Source organism: Devosia ginsengisoli (genome assembly GCF_007859655.1).
GTDB lineage: Bacteria > Pseudomonadota > Alphaproteobacteria > Rhizobiales > Devosiaceae > Devosia > Devosia ginsengisoli.
Genome location: NZ_CP042304.1, coordinates 2,818,248 through 2,842,773 on the forward strand (window position 1 = coordinate 2,818,248; position 24,526 = coordinate 2,842,773).

Genomic DNA, 24,526 nt, shown 5'->3' on the forward strand with positions numbered 1-24,526 from the left:
AAAAAATCGTGCCTTAAGGCACGGGCTGGGTGACGGGCTCAACTGCATCTGAAGAGACCATAGCACAAAATTTCAGCAAAATCAAAAACTACGAATCAGGTCGGAATTTAGCGCCAGCGCAATGGGGCATGGATGTGGCTGGACGCCGGACCCGACTTTTGCGCCGACTTGCCCACAGGCTGTCCACAGCCACATTGGACCTTCTCATTGATCTGGTTCGTGTGGTCCACCCCCGCCCTTGATCGCTCCCCACAAGGGGAGCGTTTACTTTGGGGGCTTGGGGTTCTTCACCTTCTCCCCTTGTGGGAGAAGGTGCCCGAAGGGCGGATGAGGGGGTATCAAGGGATGCCGCGAACATTGGAGCATGGGATAGCGCAGGCCCCCTCACCCGGAAATCCGCTGGACGCGGATTTCCACCCTCTCCCACGAGGGGAGAGGGGCAACCGCCCATATATCAGGGCTAAACATCCCCCACCTTTGATCCCTCCCAGCAAGAGGGAGGGTATCGACTGAGATGCTAAGAGATCGAAGAACTCAGTCGCCTTCGCCGGGCTCTTCGGAGAAATACTTGGCCAGCTTGCCCTCTTCACCGTCCTTTTCCTTGGCTTCGGGCAGCGGGTCGCGGCGCTCGGTCAGGTTGGGCCACATGGAGGCGAATTTGGTGTTGAGGGCCAGCCATTCGTCGAGACCGCTTTCGGTATCGGGCTTGATGGCTTCGGCCGGGCATTCGGGTTCACACACGCCGCAGTCGATACACTCGTCCGGGTGGATCACCAGCATGTTTTCGCCCTCGTAGAAGCAATCCACGGGGCACACTTCCACGCAATCGGTATACTTGCAGGCAATGCAATTGTCGGTGACGATATAGGTCATATCGGGGCGGCAGTCCGGCAGGTCTCAACGAGTCCGGTGCTAAACCGTTTTCGGCACCGCCGCAAGGCTGCCGGGGCGCACCTTTTGGCGCAGGCAGGCCCCATTGGAGAACACTGTTTCGCTAGCGGCCGGGCTGATGGCGAAACACCACGTCCTCAGGGTCCTGCCCCGTCGCCGCGGGGTCGCGCACCGCACCCAGCCGCTCGGCCACGGCGATGGAGCGGACATTGCCCGGGTCGCAATAGCTGACCAGCGTGGTCAATCCGCCTGATGTGAAGGCCCAATCACGCAAGGCCCGCGCCGCCTCGAGGGCATAGCCCTGGCCTTCATGGCCTTCATAGAGCAGCCAGCCCAGCTCCTTTTCGGGGAAGAGCGGTCCGTGATTGATGCCCACCTGGCCGACGCATTGGCCGGTCTCGGTGATGTCGATCATCAGCGCGCCATGGCCGAACAGATGCCATAGCGCCACGTCATGGCAGAACATGCCCCAGGCGGCTGAGATGTCGAAGGGGCCGCCCATATGGATGGAGCGGGGTGAGGCCATCAACGCGGCATAGGCCGGAAAATCGGCATAAACAGGCGGGCGCAGTGTCAGACGGGGTGTGGTGAGGGTGGGGATGGTCATAGTGCGCCCATGCCAAAGCAGCCCTCATGGTGAGCCCGTCGAACCACGAGGGCGTGGCTGGATAGCTCCACTCGCGCGACCTCGTGGTTCGACAGGCTCACCATGAGGTCTCTGTCAATTTCATCGCCCTAGTCATCCCCGCCCCGCAGCTTGTCCGTCTCGCGCCGTTGTTTCTTGGTCGGGCGCCCTGCTCCGTCGTCGCGTTGCGCGATGGCGGCGTCATAGGGGGATTGCTCGGCTTTGGGCAGAGCGGGCGGGGACAGGTCTTCGTAGAGCGCCTGCGCTTCGGGCGCGGGGCCGCGGCGGGTACCGCAGTCGATTATGCGCCAGACGACGATCCGGCCATGCAGGCTCATGGTGAGCACGTCGCCCGCCCCGACCTTATGGTCGGAACGGGTGCTGCGTTCGGAATTGACTCTGATAGCGCCGGTTTCGATGAGCTTTTGCGCCAGCGTGCGCGACTTGAGCGCGCGCGAGAAGAACAGGAACCTGTCGAGCCTTTCCTTGCGGATGGGTTCGGTGGTTCCTGCCAAGGCCTACTCCGCCTTGCGGTCGCGCAGGGCCGCCAGCTTGGCGAAGGGGCTGTCCGGATCGAACGCCTTTTCCTTGCGCGGCTCGATGGGCCGCTCGAAACGGGCGCGCTCGCCCTTTTCGCTATCCGGCCGGCGATTATCGTTGCGACCCTTGCCCTCGAACTTGACCTTCGGATTGAGATGGCGGGCCTTGGACAGATCCTGCACCTCGCCCTCGGGGCGCCGCTTGGCGGCCGGGCGCTGCCGGTCGGGACGGGCCTGCTGGCCCTCGCCTTCCGGACGGCGGCGATGTTCATGCCGGCTACGGTCCGGCCGCTTGCCTGAGGGAGACCACACTTCGTCGAATTCGGGCTCGGCGGGCGCTGCCGGTTCGGCAGCCTCTGCAGCAGCGGCCGGTTCGGCGGCTGCGACCTCGGCGACTTCAGTCGGCGCGGCTGCTTCTTCCGGCGCGGCTTCGACAATGGTGGTGGCCGGAATATCGGCTTCGAGCGCCGGGGCAGCGTCCGGCACGGCTTCGACCGGCGCCGCATCCACCGGATCGATGGTGGCGGGATTTTCGGTCAGCACTTCTTCCAGGGCCGGGGCTTCGGCGCTGGCTTCCGCCGCGGCGGCCGGAACCGGCATCTTGGGCGTGCGCTTCACGCGATAGCCCAGCGAATTGAGAATGGACGAAAAGTCCTCGCCCGAGCAGCCCAGCAGCGAGGTCATTTCCACGGTGACGCGGAAGCCATTGCCCTCGGCAGCGCCGGCCGGCAATTCGCCCTGGTGACGGGTCGGATCGAGCGCGATCAGCGGGCGGATGATATCGGCCAGGCGCTCGAGGATATCGACGCGCACGGCGCGCTTGCCGGCCACCTTGAAGCCGGCGATTTCGTAAAGCCGCGTATCGACCTCAGGGTCGACCACGAAAGAGGTGCGGCCGCTAAGCACGATATGGGGAATGTCGGTGACGCCGGGCTGGCGCACGCCGCCATTCTTGAGGGCAAACAGAATCAGCGCCAGCTCGCGCGGGGCGGGCTTGAGCGATAGCGGCAGATAGATGTGATAGGCGCCGAACTTGATGCCCAGCTTGCGCATCTTGCCGCGCACATCCTGGTCGAGCGCCTTGACCTCGTCGGCGACCTGGCTCCGTGGCAGCAGGCCGAGATGCTCGAACAGCTGGAAGGCAATGCCGCGCGCGGCGCCTTCGAGATCAGCCGGCGCTTCGAGCGCCATGACGCCTTCGAGCACGGTATTGATATGGTGGCGCAGCCAGAGGCTGAGCCGATCCTGTACGCGTTCGAGATCGGGGCCGGTGAGGCTTTCATCGGCCAGGATCAGGATGCGCGGACGATAGAGCGCATCGCCCTCGACCAGTTCGGCGACGATATCGCCCTTCCAGCGCAGGCGGCCATCGGTGGCCAGCACGAATTCCTCATTGGGCGCGCCCGCCAGGCGGTCGGCGCGATTGTGGATTTCGGGCGCCACCACCTGATCGGCGGCCGCGCGCAACCCCTTGATGTCGGCATCGCCATCATTGCGCGCCAGGGTGAAGCGGAAGCCTTCGAGCGTGCCGATGAGATGGCCTTCCAGCCGCACTTCGCCACGTTCATTGATCTCGGGAGATACCATACGTTTGTCTTTCAGATGACGCAGCAAGACGCTGGTGCGCCTATCGACGAATCTCTGGGTAAGCCGCTCATGCAGCGCATCACTCAGGCGATCCTCAATGTCTCGGGTCTTTTCGCGCCAATGTGAAGGGTCTGCAAGCCAGTTTTTGCGGTTCGCGACGAAGGTCCAAGTCCGTATCTGCCTGATCCGGTTGCTCAAAGTATCGATGTCGCCACTGGCATTGTCGCAAAAGCGCACCTGCTCGGCAATCCAGTCCTCGTTGACATGGTGGCGCTTGACTAAGTCCGAGTAAATTCGCGTGACGATTTCGCCATGATTGGCCGGCGAAATGCCCTGATAATCAGGGATCTGGCAGCATTCCCACAACAGCCGCGCCCCATCGAGACCCCGCGCCAATTGCCCGGCCTCGTTGCGCGAAACGAACTCCAGCGCATGCTGGTCGGTGGCCACAGGGACGCGGGTCAGGCTGCGGTGTTCGGGCACCATTTCGAGGCTGTCGCGCAGCGCATTGATGGATGAGAAATCCAGCCGATTGTTGCGCCATTGCAGCACTTTGACCGGTTCGAAATCGTGCGTTTCGAGCGCCACGACCATTTCCTCGTCAAACCCTTCGGTGCCACCTGTCACGCCGAACGTGCCGTTTCGTGCATGGCGACCGGCCCGCCCGGCGATCTGGCCGAGCTCGGCGGCGGTCAGGGGACGACTGGTATGGCCATCGAACTTGCTGTCGTCGGCAAAGGCGACATGGTGGATATCGAGGTTGAGCCCCATGCCGATGGCATCGGTGGCAACGAGGAAATCCACATCGCCATTCTGGTAGAGTTCGACCTGGGCATTGCGGGTGCGGGGGCTGAGCGCGCCCATGACCACGGCGGCGCCACCCCGCTCGCGGCGGATCAGCTCGGCAATGGCATAGACCTGCCGCGCCGAGAAGGCGACGATGGCCGAACGGGCGGGCTGGCGCGAGATTTTCCGCGAGCCGGCATAGGTGAGCTGGGAGAAGCGCGGCCGGTCGACGATATCGGCATGCGGCAGCAGCCGGCGGATCACCGGCTCCATGGTGGCCGAACCGAGCAGCAGGGTTTCGCTCATGCCGCGCGCATTGAGGATGCGGTCGGTGAAGACATGGCCGCGATCGAAGTCGGTGGCGACCTGGATTTCATCGATCGCCACGCAATCGACGCGGATATCCATGGGCATGGCTTCGACGGTGCAGACCCAATAGCGCGGCTTGGGCGGCACGATGCGCTCTTCGCCGGTCACCAGCGCCACCGCCTGCTCGCCCACCCGCTCGACGCAGCGCTGGTAGACCTCGCGGGCCAATAGCCGGAGCGGCAGGCCGATCATCCCGGAGGGATGGGCCAGCATGCGCTCGATGGCAAAATAGGTCTTGCCGGTATTGGTGGGGCCAAGAATCGCCTTGACCGACTGGGGGGCGCGAAAGTCATTTCGGGCAATGTAGGAGGTCAGCGCGGCACTTGCGAGAGCGGTTCCGCATTGTCCCGGGAAAGGACAGGCGCTGCGGTGGTTTTGTCACAATGTTTAATACACGGAACAGGGCGGGAACGAAACAGCACCGAATCGGCGCGATCCGGTGAATCCCGCTTCGTTCTCCACCATGTCTGGTGGGTGGCGCGGGGACGAGCCACTAGACGGGGCAGCGCTGGCCGGGAAAGCCGCCCGGCAGGCCCGGAACCGTTCAGCTTCGTTGCGAAAGGGTAAATTCTGGGTGCGAATCAGGCATTCGTGAACGATGGGTAAATGATTGTTTTGCAAAGATTTTTGGCGGATTTATGACGGTGTCGCGGCGGAGCGGGGGTGGCCCGGGCGTAAATTGAGGAAGGGGACGCTTGACCGTATCGGGATGGGACAGGGGGTGGTGAGATTTTGCGAGGGGATACCCCCTCCTAACCTCCCCCTGATAGGGGGAGGAATCCCATCGCGTTTTTGGCACGATCTGGCCCCAACCACAGCGCGGTTCCTCCCCCTTTTCAGGGGGAGGTTAGGAGGGGGTATTCTTCCTTCCACTTCCCAAACCGGCACACATCGACCTGTCTGGCGGACACCCCGATTAACCCCTGAACCAAACCCGGAACGAACAGGGACAGAATCGGGCCAGGTGTCGGAATGTGGCTTTGTTCACGGCCATATCTGGTGGTGACGCAGCGGCGGAGCCACTATCGCCGCCGCACAGGCAGCGCCGGAGCCCGAAATGGCTTGAAACGGCTTCATCTTGGTGACCAGAGGGTAAATTCGGCGCCCTGGCGGCCGAATCTCACCGGAACCTTGCACGAACATTTTTCGCGATAGCGAGCGGCGTTAACGCCTGCCGGCCCGTGCCGCGCCGTTTTGGCTGCGCGATCTTGAGGAAAAAGCGTTTGACCGTCCCAAGGCGGGACTCGGTTCTAAAACCGCATATTGGTCAGCACCATGGAGAGATCGCCCATATTGGTGCCCAGCAGCACGCGATAGGGGATGAAATAGCCGGTTTCGCCGAGCGGGGCATACCAGATGACGATGCGGTCGCTGTCGGCCAGGTAATTGGTGATTTCAGAGCTGGTGAAATGGCCCGAGACCGGGTCGTAATCCACCGTGCAGAGCACGACGGGACCCTGATAGCCGGTGCGCGCCGAGGTCGCCTGGTCTTCGCCGGCATAGCTCATGGTGATGTTGAAGCGCTCGACGCCGGTAAAGATATTAGCCTTGCGCTCGCAGAGGCTCTTGTCGAGCCCATTGCCCTTGAGCACGAAGGCGGAGAGGAAATCGCCCACCCCGGTCAGGTGGCGGCGCTCCAGCGGCACCCGGTCGTAATTGTCGATGATGGGCGGGTTGACCTTGAAGGCCGGGACATCGCGGCCGGCAAAGGAGACATCGACCGTGAACGTCTCGCCATTGGCGCGGGTTTCGAGATCGAATTCCTGCGACTGCAGGGCGGCACCAGACGAGCGCCCTTCCGAGGTCGCCTTGGCCGTGCCGCTGGCCACCAGCGTGCCCAGTCCGGCCACATTGGCCGACAGATCGAGCCGGTACTGGCTGCCATTGTCGTCCAGATCGACCTTCATGGCCGCAATATTGATGCCGCCCAGCGTCAGTACATAGCTGGCCGTGGCATCAACCTCGGCGGCGCCGGCCGGTTGGCTGAGCAACAGTGCCAGGGCGGCCAGGGAAGCGAACGGGCGGGCGAGACGGAACTGGATCAAGACGGCGGTTCTCTGCAATGGGCGGGAGGCGAATCAGCGCCAATGTCAAAATTGCCTGCGCGATATGGCCCATGCAAGGCGCTCGGCTTGACGGGAAGGCCCCTTTTCTCTAAAGAACCGCCAGATTTCATGACAATCGAGGCCCGTCGCGGGATTTCCCGCCACGCAGGACCTTTACACAAATAGGATATCTCCCAAATGGCACGTCGCTGCGAACTCACCGGCAAGGGCGTTATGGTTGGCAACAACGTTTCGCACGCCCTCAACCGCACCCGCCGCCGCTTTCTCCCCAATCTGCTGAACGTGACGCTGATCTCGGATGCGCTCAACCGCCCGGTCAAGCTCCGTATCTCGGCTGCGGCGCTCCGCACGGTCGAGCATCGCGGCGGTCTCGATGCCTTCCTGCTCAAGCAGAGCGATGCGGACCTGTCCCCGCTCGCCCAGGGCATCAAGAAGGAAATTCGCGCCGCCCTCGCTGCGTAAGCAGTAGACCGGTTTCAGATTTGACCGCGTGGAGTTCATGCTCCGCGCGGTTTTGTTTTTGGGGGCGAGCTGCAAAGTTCGCGCTTGTGGCTCCACCCCACCCTCAATCCCTCCCCATCAAGGGGAGGGAAGCGCAGGTTGCGATGGCTGTGTTCATCGCCTCCCTCCCCCTTGTGGGGAGGGATTGAGGGTGGGGTACTGCGCGCCCCCCAAGTGAAGAGCCCTCGGGTCGAGCCCGAGGGTGACGTTCGGTGGGTGGGGTGATACCTATCCATAATCCTGCGCCCCGGTCTTATGCCGGATCGCGCTCATAATGAGGTGCATTCTGATGCTTGCTCGTTTCCTGGCGGCTGTTGCCGCCATGGTCGCGGTTGTCGCCGCGTCCAATTTCCTGGTGCAATACCCCGTCGCGGTCCAGCTCGGCCCGGTCAATCTCGGTGATATCCTCACCTGGGGCGCTTTCACCTATCCGGTGGCCTTCCTCGTCACCGACCTCACCAACCGCGCCTTCGGCCCGGCCCGGGCGCGCCTCGTGGTAGTGGCCGGCTTTGCCGTGGCGGTGATCCTGTCGATCTATCTGGCCACGCCGCGCATCGCCATCGCCTCGGGCACGGCTTTCCTCGTGGCACAATTCCTCGACATTTCCATCTTCCACCGGCTGCGCCATGGCGCCTGGTGGCAGGCGCCGATGTTCTCCTCGCTGGTCAGCTCGGCGCTCGATACCGCGATCTTCTTCTCGCTGGCCATGGCCCCGGCCTTTGCCGGCATCGACGCCTTTTTCGGCATGGACGATTCCTCGCTGGCCTTCCCGGCGCCGCTGCTGGGCGTGGGGCCGGAGGTGCAACTGTGGGTCTCGCTGGGGCTGGGTGACTTCCTGGTGAAGCTGGCGCTCGCGGTGATCCTGCTGGCGCCGTACAAGTCGCTGCGCGGGTGGCTGGCTGGGCGGGGCGCGGTGGCGATTTAGGGCAACTTACCCTCTCCCCTTGAGGGGAGAGGGTGGTTCTGCCGCGTTCAGCGGAAGAACCGGGTGAGGGGTCCTGCGCTCTCCCATGCTTCTGTGCGTGAGGAAAGTTCGACACCCCTCATCCGCCCTTCGGGCACCTTCTCCCTCAAGGGGAGAAGGGGAAAAGCGGCATCATTCCGGCAGGGCGAATTCCAGCAGCAGGGTGCGCTGCCAATCGTTGAAATTGTTGTCCGAGCCGATGAGGATGCGCAGCTCGCCATTGGGGGCGGTGTGGACGGCGACCGATTCCATGTTGTCGATGCTGCCGCCAGTGGCCGAGAGCAGCAATTCGCCGGCCATGATGGTGTTCGGGCGCACGTCGGCGGCAGGGACGCGGCGCAGGTTCATCACGAAACTCAGCATGGAAACGCCGCGCTCCAGCACCAGCAGGTCGCCATTGGGCAGGAAGGCGCAATCGGTGGGGTTCACCACCGGGCTGTTCTGGTAGCCGATGGGACCCTTGTCGTTCTGGCCGAGCAGCCAGCCGCGGTGATTGCCGTCCTCATCCAGCGCTTCTTCGGTCAGCAGCAGCGTCGACCCCGCAATGGGCGAGGCCGGCGGCGCGATGCACAGCGATTCGAGACTTTCATTGGTGCGTAGGTCGGTGAGCCAGTCGGGAATGGCCACTTCGCGCGCCGGGCCGCCCGGCAGGCCGTCGGTCAGCGCGAAATCGGCCACCCGCGTCAGGTTCTCGAAGCCGACACGCACCGCCACCGGCTCGCCATTGCGATAGACGGTATCGACGCTTTCGGCATCCTTGGCATATTGGCGCGGCAGCAGGTCGCCCTTGGAATTGCGCATCGGCTCGACCCAGGCGCCGATAAAGCCGAACAGCCGCCCCGCATCGTCATAGGCCAACTGCCCGGAGACGAAATTGCCGCGATCGCTGACAAAGGTCGCCTGCTGGTCCGGCCCGGTCATGGTGAGGCTGGAGAGGCCCCCGAATGTGTCATTCTGGCTGACCATGGCGATGCCGCCACGAAAGATCAGGCCATCGACCTGCTGGTCGAGGCCGCTATCCCTGAACTGGGTGATCGGACTGGCGCTGACGCTCACCTCGACGGCCATGGCGGGAAAACTCCCCGCCAGCATCGCCGTGGCTATGGCGACGCGCCACAGGGTCATCCCCGCCCTCGCCTGCGCGACTGGGCCGGCATTTCCTCGTCGAACAAGGCCGCCAGTTCGTCGGTCAGCGCGCCGGCCAGCTCCTCGGCATCGAGCAGCGTGACGGCGCGACGGTAATAGCGCGTCACGTCATGGCCGATGCCCACGGCAACGAGCTGGATGGGCGAGCGGGTCTCGATATCCTCGATGACCTGGCGCAGATGGGCTTCGAGATAATTGCCGGCATTGACGCTCTGGGTGGAATCATCGACCGGCGCGCCATCGGAAATCACCATCAGGATGCGCCGGGCTTCCGGCCGCGCCATCAGGCGCTTGCGCGCCCATTCGAGCGCCTCGCCGTCGATATTTTCCTTGAGCAGGCCCTCGCGCATCATCAGGCCGAGATTGCGCCGCGCATGGCGCCACGGCTCGTCGGCAGCCTTGTAGATGATGTGCCTGATATCGTTGACGCGGCCCGGATTGGCCGGGCGATTGGCTTCGAGCCAGGCTTCGCGGCTCTTGCCGCCCTTCCAGGCGCGGGTGGTGAAGCCGAGGATTTCGACCTTGACGCCGCAGCGCTCCAGCGTGCGCGCGAGAATATCGCCGCAGATCGCCGCAATGGTGATCGGCCGCCCGCGCATCGAGCCGGAATTGTCGATCAGCAGCGTCACCACGGTGTCGCGGAAATCGGTGTCGTTCTCGACCTTGAAGGACAAAGCCTGCATCGGGTCGGTGACGACGCGCGTGAGGCGCGCGGTATCGAGCAGGCCTTCCTCGAGGTCGAACTGCCAGCTGCGATTCTGCTTGGCCATGAGGCGCCGCTGCAGCTTGTTGGCCAGCCGCGCCACGGCGCCGGCCAGGTTTTCCAATTGCTTGTCGAGCAGGCCCCGCAACTGGTCGAGCTCGTCGGGCGGGCACAGTTCGGCCGCCTTGACGATCTCGTCGAACTTTGACGTGAACACCTTGTAGTTGAACTGGTTGGACAGCTGGTTGCCGTCATCCTTGGCGGGCGGGGGCATGGGCGCGTCTTCGCCGGCTTCGGCGGCCGCGTCCTCGTCGGTATCGGCCATGTCCGATTCCATGCCCTCGACATCGCCGGTCTCTTCGCTGTCGCCGGCCTGCTCGTCCTGCTGACTGTCCTGGCTGTCGTTCTCGCCCTCGCCCTGTTCGGGCGCCTTGTCGGAGCTGTCGCCCTGTTCGGGGTCCTGGTTCTCGCTCTCGTCCTCGTCGGAAGAATCAGGATCGTCCAATTCGCTTTCGGGCACGAGGTTGAGGTCGCGCAGCAGCGCCTTGGCGGCCCGCGAGAACTCGTCCTGGTTTTCGTAGCGCGTGAGCAGGTCATCGAGCGACTTGCCGCCCTTGTCCTCGATCTCCTTGCGCCACAGATCGACCAGCGCATGGCCCGAGGGCGGCACCGGCACGCCGGCGAGTTTTTCGCGCAACAACAGGCCCAAGGCCTCGGCAATGGGCGCATCGCCCTTGTTGTCGACCTCGGCAAAATTAGCGCGGAACAGGCGATCTTCCAGCATTTCGCCGATATTGCCGACCATGCCGGGCATGCGCACGCAGCCCAAGGCCTCGACGCGGGCCTGTTCCAGCGCGTCGAAGGCAGCGCGGGCCGTGGGGTCCATGGGGGAGCGCTTGCGATGGGTATCGGGATCATGGCTGGCCAGGCGCATGGCCATGGCATCGCCCTGTCCGCGGGCAATGGCGATATCGCGCCGCGTCGGCAGGCGCGGCAGATTGGCCAGACGCGCCTTGTCGGAGGTGAGCAGCGGCCGGTCGGAGGTGAAGGTCACTTCCAGCTCGGGCTTGCCGCCGATGGCACGCACCGTCGCACCCATGGCCGATTTGAAGACCTGGGTCTGGTCAGGCTTGTTGGCTTTGCTGCGCGGTGATTGTGCCATGATATCGTGCCACGACCTCGTGGTTCACGGCGCGCAACTTGCGCGCCTGAACAGGCTCACCATGAGGTCTACTTAGTTCGCAGAACGCATAGTAGGCCTCACCCTGAGCCTGTCGAAGGGCGAGACCGTGGCTTGTTACGCCGTCACGGCCAGGTTGGCCGAGCTTTCCGGCAGGTCTTCGCCGAACACGCGCTGATAGAATTCGGCCACGACGGGGCGTTCGAGTTCATCGCACTTGTTGAGGAAGGTCAGGCGGAAGGCAAAGCCGACATCGCCACCGAAAATCTGGGTGTTTTCGGCCCAGGTGATCACGGTACGCGGCGACATGACGGTACTGAGATCGCCATTGATGAAGGCCGAGCGCGTCAGGTCCGCCAGGCGCACCATGTTGGCGATGAGCTTCTTGCCCTTGTCATTCTCGCCATAGGCTTTGTTCTTGGCGAGCACGATGCCGACTTCCTTGTCATGCGGCAGGTAATTCAGCGTCGTGACCAGGCTCCAGCGGTCCATCTGGCCCTGGTTGATCTGCTGGGTGCCGTGATAGAGTCCCGACGTATCGCCTAGACCGATCGTATTGGTGGTCGAGAACAGGCGGAACGCCGGATGCGGCACGATCACGCGGTTCTGGTCGAGCAGGGTCAGCCTTCCAGCCACTTCCAGCACGCGCTGGATCACGAACATCACGTCCGGGCGGCCGGCATCATATTCGTCGAACACCAGCGCGACATTGTTCTGCACCGCCCATGGCAGGATGCCGTCGCGGAATTCGGTGACCTGCTTGCCATCCTTGAGCACGATCGCGTCCTTGCCGACGAGATCGATACGGGAGACGTGGCTGTCGAGATTGACGCGGACCAGCGGCCAGTTGAGGCGCGCCGCGACCTGCTCGATATGCGTGGATTTGCCGGTGCCGTGATAGCCCTGCACCATGACGCGGCGATTGAAGGCGAAGCCTGCCAGAATGGCCAGCGTGGTATTGCGGTCGAACAGGTAATCGGGATCGACGGGCGGGACATGGCCACTGGCCTCGCGATAGCCCATCACCTTCATGTCCGTATCGATGCCGAACAGCTCCCTTGCCGAATATTCGGTGTCGGGCAGATTGGTATACTCAGTCATGACGTGGCTCTTGGCGGAAGGATTTGAGGCAAGGAAGTCGCGGGCTCTATAGCAGCATTGTGACGGGGACGGTAGGCATTGCGACCGCAATAGTCGCAGTGGCTGTGCCACGCCCTCGTGGTTCGAGGCGCTGAAGAAGCGCACCTCACCATGAGGGCTACTTGAACTCAGCGCTGCCAGTAGCCCTCATGGTGAGGTGCGAGCCCTTCGCGAGCCTCGAACCACGGGGGCGTGGCACAAGTCACTTTGCCACAAACCCGGTCTTCTTCAGGTGGCTATAGGCCGCGATGATTGTGCGCAGGCGTTCTTCGCTGGCCTTGTCGCCGCCATTGGCGTCGGGGTGGTGGATTTTGACCAGGGTCTTGTAGGCGCGCTTGATGTCGTCGGATTTGGACTGGCCGATCAGGCCCAGCGTTTCGAGCGCCCGCCTGTCCTGCTCGTGCAGCGGCTTGACCCGCTCGGCCGCCGGCTTCTGCGCCTGGCGGTGGCGATAGCGCGCGAAGACGCCGAACGGATCGCCGAACTTGTCACCCGGCCGCAGGTTTTCCCTTGCCGCGCGCGCGCCGCGCATATTGGGATTGCCGGTGGCAAAGCTCGACCGCGACTCGGCCTTGGGCGGGGAATGGAGCGCATCCTCCAGCTCGTCCTTGTCCATGCCGGCGAAGAAATTGAACGCGGTATTGTAGTGGCGGACATGCTCGAGGCAGAAATGGTGATACTGGCCCTCGCTGCGATGGCCCTTGGGCGCGCGGAACTCCCCGGCCAGTTCGCACCCTTCCCAATCGCAGACATGTTCGACCGGCGCGGGCTTTTCTTCCCGGCGTGGCTTGATGCGGATGGTATCGAAGAGCTTGGATTGCAGTTTCATTGCGCCTAGTTACGTGCCTAAACCAGATAGAAAGCCTCGCCCTCATGAGTGCCACAGACACCATCAAAGCCAAGCTCGCCGCTCAATTCGCCCCCGCTTTCCTCGATGTGATCGATGAATCGAACAAGCATTTCGGTCACGCCGGGTGGCGGGAGGGTGGTGAAACCCATTTTCGTGTCAGAATCGCGACCCGGCATTTTGACGGGATGAGCCGCGTGGCGCAACACCGCGCCGTCATGGACGTTCTCGACGCCGAACTCAAGGACAAGGTGCATGCCCTGGCGATCGAGGTGCTGCCGGCGGATGGGCCTTGGGAGTAGCAGCGAGGTTTGATCTCTTTCTTCCTTCTCCCCTTGAGGGAGAAGGTGCCCGAAGGGCGGATGAGGGGTTGTATCCGCAAGCATTGAAGCATGGGATCGCGCAGGACCCCTCACCCGGTTTTCCGCTGAACGCGGAAAACCACCCTCTCCCTCAAGGGGAGAGGGGTAGAGCCCGCATCTCGTTCAAGAACTCTGCCACCGCGGCGCCATCCACATTCTTCTCGATGAACGCCTGCCCGATCCCCCGCGTCAGGATGAAGGTCAGTGCGCCGCGCGACACTTTCTTGTCCTGCGCGATGGCGGCCATCAATGTTTCGGTGGAGCCCAGTTTTCCCGGGATATCAGCCAAAGTGGTGGGCAGGCCCGATTTCTTCAAGTGCTGGGCAATGCGGCCGCTGTCCTGGCTGGGCGCCAGCCCGAGCCGGGCGGAAAAACCGTGTGCCAGCACCATGCCGATGGCGACGCCTTCGCCATGCAGCAGGCGGTCGGAATAGCCGGTATCCTTTTCCAGCGCATGCCCGAATGTGTGGCCCAGATTGAGCAGGGCGCGAACGCCGAGTTCCTTTTCATCTTCGATGACGACGCGCGCCTTGTGGGCGCAGCAGCGGGCGATGGCCTCGCCGCGCGCCGGACCACCGGCAAAGATTTCGGCCTGATGCTCTTCGAGCCAGAAAAAGAAATCCTCGTCGTCGATGAGGCCATATTTGACCACTTCGGCATAGCCCGAGGCGAACTGGCGAGCATCAAGCGTATCGAGGGTGGAGAGATCGGCCAGCACCAGCCTTGGCTGGTGGAAGGCGCCGATGAGATTCTTGCCATGGGGCGAATTGATGCCGGTCTTGCCGCCGACCGAACTGTCGACCTGCGCCAGCAGCGAAGTCGGCATCTGCACGAAATCCATGCCGCGCCGGGCGATGGCGGCGGCAAAGCCCGCAAGGTCCCCGATAACGCCGCCACCCAGGGCGATGACGAGGTCGCCGCGTTCGAGGCGGGCGGCGAGAATGCCTTCCACGGCCTGACCGAGATAGGCCCAGGACTTGGTGGCTTCGCCTGCCGGCAGCACGATTTCGGTATGGCCGAGCCCGGCCGCATCCAGCGACTTCAGCAGGCGCGGCAATTGTGCCCGGGCCACATTGTCATCGGTGATGATGCCGTAGCGGCGGCCGGGAAAGCGCTCGGCCAGGATCGCGCCCGCGTCGTCGAGCAGGCTGTCGCCGATCAATATGTCATAGGCGCGATCGCCGAGGGCGACGTGAACGGTATGGGCAATATCGGCCATCAAAATATCAGTCCTGGCGCTTGAGATAGCCGAGCACGGCATCGATCACATCGCCCGCCACCACATCCTGCGGCACGTCGCGCGAAACGACCGTGACATCGGCTTCGGCATAAATGGGATAGCGGTCCTCGATCAGCTTTTCGAGGGTGGCGCGGGGATTGGCGGTCTTGAGCAGGGGGCGGTTGGAGCGGCGCGACACCCGCTCGAACAGGATATCGACCTCGGCCTTGAGCCAGATGGAGAGGGCCTCCGCCTTGACCAGTGCCCGCGTATCGGCATTGACGAAAGCCCCGCCGCCAGTGGCCAGAACCACGCCCTGGTCCTTGAGCACGCGGGCGATAACGCGGGTTTCCCCGGCGCGGAATTCGGGCTCGCCGCGCTGCTCGAAAATCTCGGGAATACTCATCTGCGCCGCCTTCTCGATTTCCTCGTCGCTATCGAGAAACTGGCGGTTGAGCCTTGCGGCGAGGCGGCGACCCACCGTGGTCTTGCCGGCGCCCATCATGCCGACCAGCACCAGCGGCCGGCCGGCAAGCCGCTCGGCCAGATGTTCGGCGCGGGCCTGCCGCGATGCCGCGTCGGGTCGGTTCAAAAAAGGCGCTCCCCAAAGCGTTTTCAGGCGAAGTGGCCACCGGTTCGCCGCCCGGAAAACGCTACAAACAATGCAGCCGCTATGAACCTGCCGCCGCCGCGCCTGTCAAGAACTTGCAGTTGGCGAGGCGAGACCGCACTATGCCTACGGAAACGAAACCTTTTGCTGGCAAATTGCGCAAAAGCCGACAGCCGGACCGCCAATGCCCACTCTGATCCGCCTCATCATCACGCTGCTTTTCCTGGCCGGACTGGTCTATGCCGGCATGTTCGCGCTGGTCGCCTTTGTCGAGCCGACGCCCAAGGAAGTGACCATCCGCATTCCCCAGCGCGATCTGCTGTCGGGTGGGCAGCCGGCTTTGCCCGGGCAGGCGCCGGCCGTTGAAGAACCGGCGGCGGAGCCGGCCACGCCATGAGCGGCGGCCACCTGATCGGCGCCTTTCTCGAAATGATGAGCGCCGAGCGCGGCGCGGCCAGGAACACGATCGCGGCCTATCGCCGCGACCTGGCCGACTATGCCGGCTATGTCGCGGGCCGGCAGCAGACGCTGCTGGACGTGAACCGCGACACGGTCAACGCCTTTCTCGACCGGCTGAAACATGACGGGCTGTCGGCCTCGTCCTCGGCGCGGCGGCTTTCGGCGATACGGCAGTTCCACAAATTCCTCTGTGCCGATGGCATGCGCGGGGATGACCCGACGCGCATCGTGCCCAGCCCCAAGAGCCGGCGAGCGCTGCCGAAAGTGCTGTCGCTGGCCGAGGTCGACACGCTGCTCACCACGGCGGAAACGGAAGCCAGCAAGGCGGCCTCGCCGCAGAAGCAGGCAACGGCTCAGCGGCTCTACGTGCTGCTCGAACTGCTCTATGCCACCGGGCTGCGCGTCAGCGAGCTGGTGAGCCTGCGCCGCTCGGCTGTGATGCGCGATGCCGGTTTCCTCACCGTGGTGGGCAAGGGCAGCAAGGAGCGCATCGTGCCGCTTAACGACCGGGCGCGCGATGCCGTAAAAGCCTATGCCGCAACGCTTGAAAAGGACGAGGTTTTCCTGTTCCCGGCAGCGGGGGCGGAGGGCTATCTGAGCCGGCAGGTTTTTGCCCGTGATCTCAAGCAGTTGGCCATGGATGCCGGCATCACGCCATCCCGCGTTGCGCCACACGTGCTGCGGCACGCCTTTGCCAGCCACCTGCTGGCCGGCGGGGCCGATCTGCGCGTGGTGCAGATGCTGCTCGGCCATGCCGATATCTCGACCACCCAGATCTATACCCATGTGCTGGACGAGAAACTGCGCACGCTGGTGGAGACGCATCACCCGCTGGCGGAGGGGTGAGCATGGTGCCACGCCCTCGTGGTTCGAGGCTCGTAAAGAACTCGCACCTCACCATGAGGGCTACTGGTTGCTCGCTTTTTCATAGTAGCCCTCATGGTGAGGTGCGCCGTTTGGCGCCTCGAACCACGAGGGCGTGGCACAATGTTCCTGTGCCTCGCGACCCACAAGCCTTGACTTGGCATTGCGCCATCGCCACTTTCCGGCCACTTTAGAGCGCAAGAGCAGCGACCCATAATCCAGGGTCCCCAGATAGACCCGAACGGGCAGGTTGATGCAGTCTTATCTCGATTTCGAAAAGCCGGTTGCCGATCTTGAGGGCAAGATCGCCGAACTCAAGGCCATGGCCACCAGCGACCAGGCCGTGAGCATTGACGAAGAGGTCAACCGGCTCTCCAGCCGCGCCGACGAGGCGCTGGTCGAAATCTACAAGAAGCTCACCCCCTGGCAGAAGACGCAGGTGGCCCGCCACCCGCAGCGCCCGCATTTTTCCGACTATGTCGGCAAGCTCATCACCGAATGGACGCCGCTGGCCGGCGACCGCAAATATCGCGAAGACGCGGCCCTGCTGGCCGGCTTCGGGCGCTTCAACGGGCAGGCCGTGGCCATTCTCGGCCAGGAAAAGGGCAGCTCGACCGAAACCCGCCTCAAGCACAATTTCGGCATGGCCAGCCCCGAGGGCTATCGCAAGGCCGTCCGCATCATGGACATGGCCGACCGCTTCAACATTCCGATGATTTCCTTCGTCGATACGGCCGGCGCCTATCCCGGCATCGGCGCCGAGGAGCGCGGCCAGGCCGAGGCCATCGCCCGCTCGACGGAAAAATGCCTTGAGCTGGGCGTGCCCAATATCGCCATCGTCATCGGCGAAGGCGGCTCGGGCGGCGCCATCGCCATCGCCGTGGCCAACCGCGTGCTGATGCTGGAAAACGCCATCTATTCGGTGATTTCGCCTGAAGCGGGCGCCTCGATCCTGTTCCGCGACGCTGCCAGGGCGCAGGACATGGCGACGGCCCAGAAGATCACCGCGCAGGACCTGCTCGGCTTCGGCGTGATCGACGGCATCATCCCCGAACCGGCCGGCGGCGCCCACCGCCACCACGAAGCCATCATGGATGCCACCCGTGGCGCCATTGCCAAGTTCCTCGGCGATTTCGAGGGCAAGGGACGGCTGGAAACGCGCGAGCATCGCCGCGAGAAATTTTTGGCCATCGGGACGACGCTTTAGGATTAGGGGATACCCCTCCTAACCTCCCCCTGATAGGGGGAGGAACCGTGCGGTGGCTTGGGCGAGATCGTGCCATATCCTCGATCTGCTCCTCCCCCTATTAGGGGGAGGGTGGGAGGGGGTATCTACGAAGAAACCCCCACACGCTTGCGTGATATTGCCCTGCTTCCAGCCAATTATGCGGCGTGCTAACGCTTCGTTCACCAGCAAAACTCATGCTGCGGTAACCACCGGGCCCTATGGGTCACCGCTTCAACACGTCCTTTGAGCTGCCGACCTTGACCGCCACCATGCTTCGCAAAATTTCCTCGGCGCTGATCCTGCTCTGGGTCGCCTTCGGGCTGGTCGCCTGCGGCGGTTTCCTGCCGAAATCCAGCGACAATCGGCATAACCAGCCGCTGTCCAGTGTGGTGCAGGCAGGGTTGCGCAATATGGGCTCGTCGCCCGGCGAAGCCATGCTCGTGCGCATCTTCAAGGAGGAAAAGACCCTCGAAGTGTGGAAGCGCACCACATCAGGCTCGTTCCGACTGTTCAAGACTTACGAGATCTGCGCTTATTCCGGCGATCTCGGCCCCAAGATCAAGGAAGGCGACCGGCAGAGCCCCGAGGGCTTCTACACCATCACGCCTGGCCTGATGAATCCGCGCTCCAGCTATTACCTGGCCTTCAATACCGGCTTTCCCAACAAGTTCGACCGCGTCTGGGGCCGCACCGGCACCGACCTGATGGTGCATGGCGACTGCTCGTCGCGCGGCTGCTACGCCATGACCGATGACGGTATTGCCGAGATTTATGCCCTGGCCCGCGAAAGCTTCAAGGGCGGCAACCAGAGCTTCCAGCTGCAGATCTTCCCGTTCAAGATGACCGCCGCCAAGCTGGCGCAGAAGGCCTCGAGCCCGCATATCGGCTTCTGGAAGGACATCAAGGAAGGCTATGACCTGTTCGAGCTGACCAAGACGCCGCCGGCCTGGGATGTCTGCGAGCGCCAGTATATCTTCAACGCCGTTGGCGGCGGGGCACTCAACCCGCTGGGCCCCTGCCCCGCCGTGGTGCAGAATGCCGCGCTGACCGAACGGCAGCAGGCCGACGACATCGCCTATGCCGCCGCTGTGGAAAGCGAAGCGCAGAAGGCGGCGCGGCTGGCGGCGGAAGCCGAACGGCAGGCCGCTGCAGAAGCGGCGGCCAAGGCGCGCGGCGAAGCCATTGGCGGCTTCTTCAGCGGCATCGGCAACATGTTCGGCGGCAAGGATGCCGATATCGTGCCTGTCATGTCAGGCCAGCCCGCGCCCCGGCCGATGCCACCGCTGGTGCGGTAGACGTTACAAAGCCCTCATGATGAGCCTCCTGAGGTCTACTGGTCACTGAGAATTGCGATACCATATCCAGGCCGCAATCTGCGCCGATGGACGCGGCAGCCAGTATGGAGACACCAGCGGTGGAAGAGTCAGCAGCGGTCACTGTCCAGGGTGAGACCAGGCCCGTGCCGGCCGAGCGCCGCAAGGGCATGCCGCTGGCCAATGTACTGAGCTTCGTGGTCGGGCTGGTGGGTATCGCGGCGATCGGCGCCAGCGCCTGGTTCTACAGCGAAACCCAGCGCGAGATCGTGCGGCTCTCCACCGATATCGCCCAGTTGCGCGTCAGCCTCGAACTGTTCGGCCGCCAGCAGGGTACGCCATCGGGCACCGACGCGGCAAATCTGACGGACCTGGCCAATCGGCTCGCCATTCTGGAAGAGAGCTGGCGCAGCGCCCCGGCACCGGCCACCAGCCTGCCCGCGGTTCCCGCTGCGGCACCCGCAACGGCGCAGGGCGGCGATTGCCTGCCCACCGGAACGCGGTTCCTGGTCGGAGCCGGCGACAGCTACCCGCTCTGCGACGTGGCCGGCACGGTCGAGATCGGCGCGGTGGATAATGGCTTCATTTCACTGAGCGATGGCACGGTCATCGCCGCCGGCGGCAATATCGGCCTGCCCGGCTCGGCCTGCATGATCGGCGTAGTCTCCGCCGGCGAGGTGACGGGATATGCCGAGATCAGGGTGACGTGCTGAGGGTGGGCACGCCCGATCGCCCTCTGTTCCTTTCAGCCTTCTGTGGCTCCCATCACCCCACCCTCTATCCCTCCCCATCAAGGGGAGGGAGGCGCCAGCTCAGAGGCCAGTGTTCATCGTCTCCCTCCCCCTTGTGGGGAGGGATCAAGGGTGGGGGTAGCCACACACACCGAACGACGGGAGACGGAAATGAAAAGGCCCGGATCGCTCCGGGCCTTTGCGCATTCTAGAATGCACCGTGACAGTGCTTGAACTTCTTGCCTGAGCCGCAGGGGCATGGGGCGTTGCGGGAGACGCCGACCAGTAGCTTGGGATCGATGGGCCGCAGGGACTTGTCGGCATCCTGCTCGTCGCCCCGCCCGTCGGCAAAGGGACCGGCGGCAAAGCCAGGGCCCGGCACGGTGCCGGACACATCGCTTTCCGCATCGTTTTCGCCCGTGGTCGGGTCGATATGGGTCTCGCGCAAGCGGCTGAGATCAGCCACCGGCGGCGCCACCGGGCGCGGCTGCAGCTCGACATGGCTGAGCTGGGTGGTCACCAGTTCGCGCAGGTTGACCAGCAGGCCCTGGAACAACTCATAGGCTTCCTGCTTGTATTCGTTGAGCGGATCGCGCTGGGCGATGCCGCGCCAGCCCACCACCTTGGAGAGGTGGTCGAGCGTCACCAGGTGCTCGCGCCACAGCCCGTCGATCGACTGCAGCAGGATGGATTTTTCCACCTGGCGCATCACGGTCGGATTAGGGGCGCCGGCAGCGGCCATATTGGCAATGGTGCGCTCTTCCTTGGCGGCGACCTGGGCATCGGCGGCGGCAATCAGCCGCTCGGTGACGATTTCGGGATCGATGCCTTCCTCGGCGGCCCATTCGGCCACCGGCACATCGATATTGAGATAGGTCTTGGCGGCAGCGGTCGAGCTGCTCGGCATTCCACTGCTCGGGATAGGAGCGCGGCGGGATGGCCTTGGCGACGATATTGTCGACCACGTCATGACGCATGTCGATGACGGTCTCGCTGACATCCTCGGCATCCATCATCTCGATACGCTGCTCGAAGATCACCTTGCGCTGATCGTTCATCACGTCGTCGTATTTGAGGATGTTCTTGCGGATATCGAAGTTACGCGCCTCGACCTTGCCCTGCGCGCGCTCGATGGCCTTGGTGACCCATGGGTGGGTGATGGACTCGCCCTGCTCCAGCCCCAGCTTGCCGAGCATGGAATCCATGCTGTCGACCGGGAAGATGCGCATCAGGTCGTCTTGCAGCGACAGGAAGAAGGCCGAATGGCCCGGATCGCCCTGGCGGCCGGAACGGCCACGCAACTGGTTGTCGATACGGCGGCTCTCGTGGCGTTCGGTGCCGATGACCATGAGCCCGCCGGCGGCCAGCGCTTTGGCCTTGTCGGCGGCGATGGTGGACTTGATCTCGGCGATCTTGGCCTCGCGGGCCTCGCCCTCAAGGCCCTCGGTCTCGCGCTGGATGCGCATTTCGAGGTTGCCGCCCAGCTGGATATCGGTGCCGCGACCGGCCATGTTGGTGGCGATGGTGATGGCGCCCGGCAGGCCGGCATCGGCGACGATGAAGGCTTCCTGCTCGTGGTGGCGGGCATTGAGCACGTTCATGCTGCCGACATTCTTCTTGCGCAGCAGATCGGCCAGCATTTCCGACTTTTCGATCGAGGTGGTGCCAACAAGCACGGGCTGGCCGCGCTCCTGACACTGCTTGATCAGATCGGCGATGGCGTTGAACTTTTCATCGGCGGTGCGGAAGATGGCGTCTTCGTCATCGACACGCTGCACCGGCACGTTGGTGGGAATGGTCACCACATCGAGCTTGTAGATGTCGGCGAATTCCTCGGCCTCGGTCGCCGCCGTACCGGTCATGCCGGCCAGCTTCTTGTAGAGGCGGAAATAGTTCTGGAAGGTGATCGAGGCCAGCGTCTGGTTTTCCGGCTGGATCTTGACGTGTTCCTTGGCTTCCAGTGCCTGGTGCAGGCCTTCCGAATAGCGGCGGCCCGGCATCATGCGGCCGGAGAATTCGTCGATGATCACGACTTCGTCATTGCGGACGATATAGTCCTTGTCCTTGCGGAACAGCTTGTGGGCACGCAGGGCCGAATTGGCGTGGTGCACCAGGGCGACGTTTTCCACGTCATAGAGAGAGCCGGTCTTGAGCAGCCCTTCCTCGGTCAGCCGGGCTTCGAGCTTTTCGATGCCCTGATCGGTGAAGGTGGCGGCGCGCTGCTTTTCGTCGAGGTCGAAATCGCCCTCTTCGATGATCGGCATCAGGCTGTCGATCTTGGTATAGAGGTCGCTGCGATCGTCGGACGGGCCGGAAATGATCAGCGGCGTCCGCGCCTCGTCGATCAGGATCGAGTCTACTTCGTCGACAATGGCGAAGGCATGGCCGCGCTGCACCATCTGGGCGCGGGTATATTTCATGTTGTCGCGCAGATAGTCGAAGCCGAGTTCGTTATTGGTGCCGTAGGTGATGTCGGCGGCATAGGCCGCCTTGCGCTCGGCATCGGTCAGGCCATGGACGATGACGCCCCAGCTGAGGCCGAGGAAATTGTAGATCTGGCCCATCCAGGCGGCGTCGCGCCTGACCAGGTAGTCGTTGACGGTGACCAGATGCGCGCCCTGCCCGGTCAGGGCATTGAGATACATCGGCAGCGTCGCCACCAGCGTCTTGCCTTCACCGGTCCGCATTTCGGCAATGCCGCGCTCGTTCATCACCATGCCGCCGATAAGCTGCACGTCGAAATGGCGCATGCCCAGCACCCGCTTGGACGCCTCACGCACCGTGGCGAAGGCCGGCACGATCAGATCGTCGAGGTCGGCACCGTTTTCGAACTGTGCCCTGAATTCGGCGGTACGGGCGCGCAGTTCGTCATCGCTGAGCTTTTCCAGTTGCGGCTCAAGCGCGTTGATCGCGTTGACCTTGGCCTGGAATCGCTTGACGTGGCGGTCTGACGGAGACCCGAATATCCGCCGGGCGAGCGAGGCAAGTGCCATAGATCAGGTCCTTTTATGACTCATCGGGGTGCGGCGGGGAAATTGCGGAATGGACCGTTGGGCCGCGTCGACGCGATGAGAAAGCCTTTCCGGCTTTGAATTTCTGGTGTCCCGCCACAGGGCGGAAAAAGCGCGTGAGATGTAAGAGCGGACCCCTGTCTTGTCAACGTCGCCGAAATGGGCGACACCTGCCTGCCCTGCCGGAAATCCCGGCAGAAACAGGATCTTCGGCTGTCGATCCCCTGCATGGCACGGTGCGGCACATTTTGGCCCCGGTGACATGCAAGGCAGGCCGGAGCGCCGCGCCGGACCGACGGGCGTGCCTATCGCCGACGACAACACGCCAGGACGCAATTATAGCAAGCGCCGGCCAAGGAGACCGACCCGATGAAATTTTCTCTTTCACGCCTCGCCCGTAACGCGAGCGTTCTTGCCCTGATGCTGGGGGCTGGCATGGCCGCCCCCGCCTTCGCACAGGACGCCGCGCCCGCCGAGGCCGCACCCCCGGCCGCCGAAGCGCCGGCCGCTGCCTCCCCCGACACCGTGGTGGCTACGGTTGGCGGCGAGCCGATCACCGAGGCCGACCTGAGCTTTGCCGCTGAGGACCTGACCCAGCAGTTGAACCAGATGCCGCCCGACCAGCGCCGGCCTTTCCTGCTGCGCGTGCTGATCGACACCAAGATGGTGGCCCAGGCAGGCCGGCAGGCCGGGCTGGCCGATGCGCCGCTGTTCAAGCAGCGCATCCACTATCTCGAGGAACGCGCCCTGCACAGCGCCTATCTGAGCGAAGCCTTCGTCAAGGAAGTGACCGAAGACGCCGTGCGCGCCGACTATGACAAATTCGTCGCCGATTTCGTGCCGGCGGACGAAATCCGCGCCAGCCACATCCTGGTCGAGACCGAGGAAAAGGCCAATGAGCTGAAGGCCGAACTGGATGGCGGCGCCGACTTCGCCACGCTGGCCAAGGAAAATTCGATCGATCCCGGCGCAGCCAATGGCGGCGACCTGGGCTTTTTCGGCAAGGGCATGATGGTGGCGCCGTTCGAGACCGCCGCCTTCGCGCTGACCGATGTGGGCCAGATCAGTGCCCCGGTGCAGTCCCAGTTCGGCTGGCACATCATCAAGCTCGAGGAAAAGCGCCAGACCACGCCGCCGGCCTTCGAAGAGGTCGCTGGCGAATTGCAGCAGCAATTGCTGGTGACGACCTATGACGCCACGCTGGATCAGCTGCGCGAGGGTGTGGAAATCGACATTCCCGACGCCACGCTCAAGGCTGCGGTCGATGCCCAGACCCAGCCGGCCGAAGCAGCGCCGACAGAGTAAGCTCGTCCCAGCCCCCCGGCGCATGCCTGGGCCTCCGAACGTCACCCTCGGGCTTGACCCGAGGGGGCTACACTTGCCGG

General features: G+C 63.7%; 20 protein-coding genes and 1 pseudogene. 9 read left to right on the plus strand and 12 right to left on the minus strand.

What is annotated here, in order from left to right; translation table 11 throughout:
* Positions 1 to 534: 534 nt before the first annotated feature.
* The 5 genes from fdxA to FPZ08_RS13710 all read right to left on the minus strand — a co-directional run bounded on the left by fdxA (position 535) and on the right by FPZ08_RS13710 (position 6,842).
* Complete coding sequence (gene fdxA, locus FPZ08_RS13690; protein ID WP_146290525.1) at positions 535 to 873, minus strand: ferredoxin FdxA; 339 nt, start codon at positions 871 to 873, stop codon at positions 535 to 537.
* Positions 874 to 994: 121 nt separating this feature from the next.
* On the minus strand, positions 995 to 1,498 hold the full coding sequence (locus tag FPZ08_RS13695; RefSeq protein WP_146290526.1) for a GNAT family N-acetyltransferase: 504 nt from the start codon (positions 1,496 to 1,498) through the stop codon (positions 995 to 997).
* Positions 1,499 to 1,626: 128 nt separating this feature from the next.
* A complete protein-coding gene (locus FPZ08_RS13700) occupies positions 1,627 to 2,031 on the minus strand; it encodes an RNA-binding S4 domain-containing protein (protein ID WP_246132656.1) in 405 nt (134 codons plus the stop codon).
* Between the two features lie 3 nt (positions 2,032 to 2,034).
* Complete coding sequence (locus FPZ08_RS13705) at positions 2,035 to 5,010, minus strand: helicase-related protein (protein ID WP_146290527.1); 2,976 nt, start codon at positions 5,008 to 5,010, stop codon at positions 2,035 to 2,037.
* Positions 5,011 to 6,047: 1,037 nt separating this feature from the next.
* Positions 6,048 to 6,842: a DUF3108 domain-containing protein gene (locus tag FPZ08_RS13710; RefSeq protein WP_186767003.1), complete on the minus strand. Its 795-nt coding sequence runs from the start codon at positions 6,840 to 6,842 to the stop codon at positions 6,048 to 6,050.
* Between the two features lie 198 nt (positions 6,843 to 7,040).
* On the opposite strand from FPZ08_RS13710, the gene rpmB reads away from it, so the two are divergent.
* Both rpmB and FPZ08_RS13720 read left to right on the plus strand, forming a co-directional pair.
* Positions 7,041 to 7,325 carry a 50S ribosomal protein L28 gene (rpmB, locus tag FPZ08_RS13715; RefSeq protein ID WP_146290529.1) on the plus strand — a complete coding sequence of 95 codons (285 nt, stop codon included), beginning with the start codon at positions 7,041 to 7,043 and terminating at the stop codon, positions 7,323 to 7,325.
* Between the two features lie 328 nt (positions 7,326 to 7,653).
* Complete coding sequence (locus FPZ08_RS13720) at positions 7,654 to 8,289, plus strand: VUT family protein (RefSeq protein WP_146290530.1); 636 nt, start codon at positions 7,654 to 7,656, stop codon at positions 8,287 to 8,289.
* 171 nt (positions 8,290 to 8,460) lie between these two features.
* Here FPZ08_RS13720 and FPZ08_RS13725 read toward each other — a convergent pair whose 3' ends face one another.
* From FPZ08_RS13725 to FPZ08_RS13740, 4 genes are all read right to left on the minus strand, one after another.
* Positions 8,461 to 9,453: an esterase-like activity of phytase family protein gene (locus FPZ08_RS13725; RefSeq protein ID WP_146290531.1), complete on the minus strand. Its 993-nt coding sequence runs from the start codon at positions 9,451 to 9,453 to the stop codon at positions 8,461 to 8,463.
* On the minus strand, positions 9,450 to 11,339 hold the full coding sequence (gene cobT / locus FPZ08_RS13730; RefSeq protein ID WP_146290532.1) for a cobaltochelatase subunit CobT: 1,890 nt from the start codon (positions 11,337 to 11,339) through the stop codon (positions 9,450 to 9,452). Before cobT ends, FPZ08_RS13725 begins: the two co-directional genes overlap by 4 nt.
* Positions 11,340 to 11,474: 135 nt before the next feature.
* Positions 11,475 to 12,458, minus strand: coding sequence for a cobaltochelatase subunit CobS (gene cobS, locus FPZ08_RS13735; protein ID WP_146290533.1), 984 nt, complete (start codon positions 12,456 to 12,458; stop codon positions 11,475 to 11,477).
* A gap of 241 nt (positions 12,459 to 12,699) precedes the next feature.
* Positions 12,700 to 13,326 carry a J domain-containing protein gene (locus tag FPZ08_RS13740; RefSeq protein WP_146290534.1) on the minus strand — a complete coding sequence of 209 codons (627 nt, stop codon included), beginning with the start codon at positions 13,324 to 13,326 and terminating at the stop codon, positions 12,700 to 12,702.
* A gap of 44 nt (positions 13,327 to 13,370) precedes the next feature.
* Between FPZ08_RS13740 and FPZ08_RS13745 the strand changes: the two genes are divergently transcribed.
* Complete coding sequence (locus FPZ08_RS13745) at positions 13,371 to 13,646, plus strand: BolA family protein (protein WP_146290535.1); 276 nt, start codon at positions 13,371 to 13,373, stop codon at positions 13,644 to 13,646.
* A 151-nt stretch (positions 13,647 to 13,797) separates the two neighbouring features.
* Here FPZ08_RS13745 and aroB read toward each other — a convergent pair whose 3' ends face one another.
* On the minus strand, positions 13,798 to 14,925 hold the full coding sequence (aroB, locus tag FPZ08_RS13750; RefSeq protein WP_146290536.1) for a 3-dehydroquinate synthase: 1,128 nt from the start codon (positions 14,923 to 14,925) through the stop codon (positions 13,798 to 13,800).
* A gap of 7 nt (positions 14,926 to 14,932) precedes the next feature.
* Complete coding sequence (locus tag FPZ08_RS13755) at positions 14,933 to 15,517, minus strand: shikimate kinase (RefSeq protein WP_146290537.1); 585 nt, start codon at positions 15,515 to 15,517, stop codon at positions 14,933 to 14,935.
* A 202-nt stretch (positions 15,518 to 15,719) separates the two neighbouring features.
* On the opposite strand from FPZ08_RS13755, the gene FPZ08_RS23045 reads away from it, so the two are divergent.
* The 5 genes from FPZ08_RS23045 to FPZ08_RS13780 all read left to right on the plus strand — a co-directional run bounded on the left by FPZ08_RS23045 (position 15,720) and on the right by FPZ08_RS13780 (position 20,112).
* Positions 15,720 to 15,932: a histidine kinase gene (locus FPZ08_RS23045; RefSeq protein WP_425457545.1), complete on the plus strand. Its 213-nt coding sequence runs from the start codon at positions 15,720 to 15,722 to the stop codon at positions 15,930 to 15,932.
* Positions 15,929 to 16,840 (plus strand): site-specific tyrosine recombinase XerD, encoded by a 912-nt coding sequence (gene xerD / locus FPZ08_RS13765; protein WP_146290538.1) that lies wholly within the window; start codon positions 15,929 to 15,931, stop codon positions 16,838 to 16,840. The genes FPZ08_RS23045 and xerD overlap by 4 nt, the downstream gene beginning before the upstream one ends.
* Before the next feature lie 271 nt (positions 16,841 to 17,111).
* Positions 17,112 to 18,065 carry an acetyl-CoA carboxylase carboxyltransferase subunit alpha gene (locus tag FPZ08_RS13770; RefSeq protein WP_146290539.1) on the plus strand — a complete coding sequence of 318 codons (954 nt, stop codon included), beginning with the start codon at positions 17,112 to 17,114 and terminating at the stop codon, positions 18,063 to 18,065.
* A 290-nt stretch (positions 18,066 to 18,355) separates the two neighbouring features.
* Entirely contained in the window at positions 18,356 to 19,381 is a 1,026-nt protein-coding gene (locus tag FPZ08_RS23050; RefSeq protein WP_186767004.1) for a L,D-transpeptidase family protein, read from the plus strand.
* Between the two features lie 119 nt (positions 19,382 to 19,500).
* Positions 19,501 to 20,112, plus strand: coding sequence for a hypothetical protein (locus FPZ08_RS13780; RefSeq protein ID WP_146290540.1), 612 nt, complete (start codon positions 19,501 to 19,503; stop codon positions 20,110 to 20,112).
* Between the two features lie 226 nt (positions 20,113 to 20,338).
* On the opposite strand, the pseudogene secA reads toward FPZ08_RS13780, so the two are convergent.
* A pseudogene (secA, locus tag FPZ08_RS13785) lies at positions 20,339 to 23,123 on the minus strand (preprotein translocase subunit SecA).
* Positions 23,124 to 23,510: 387 nt separating this feature from the next.
* On the opposite strand from secA, the gene FPZ08_RS13790 reads away from it, so the two are divergent.
* The gene (locus FPZ08_RS13790; RefSeq protein ID WP_146290541.1) at positions 23,511 to 24,446 is read left to right on the plus strand and encodes a peptidylprolyl isomerase; all 936 of its coding nucleotides are present in this window, start codon (positions 23,511 to 23,513) and stop codon (positions 24,444 to 24,446) included.
* Positions 24,447 to 24,526: the final 80 nt, after the last annotated feature.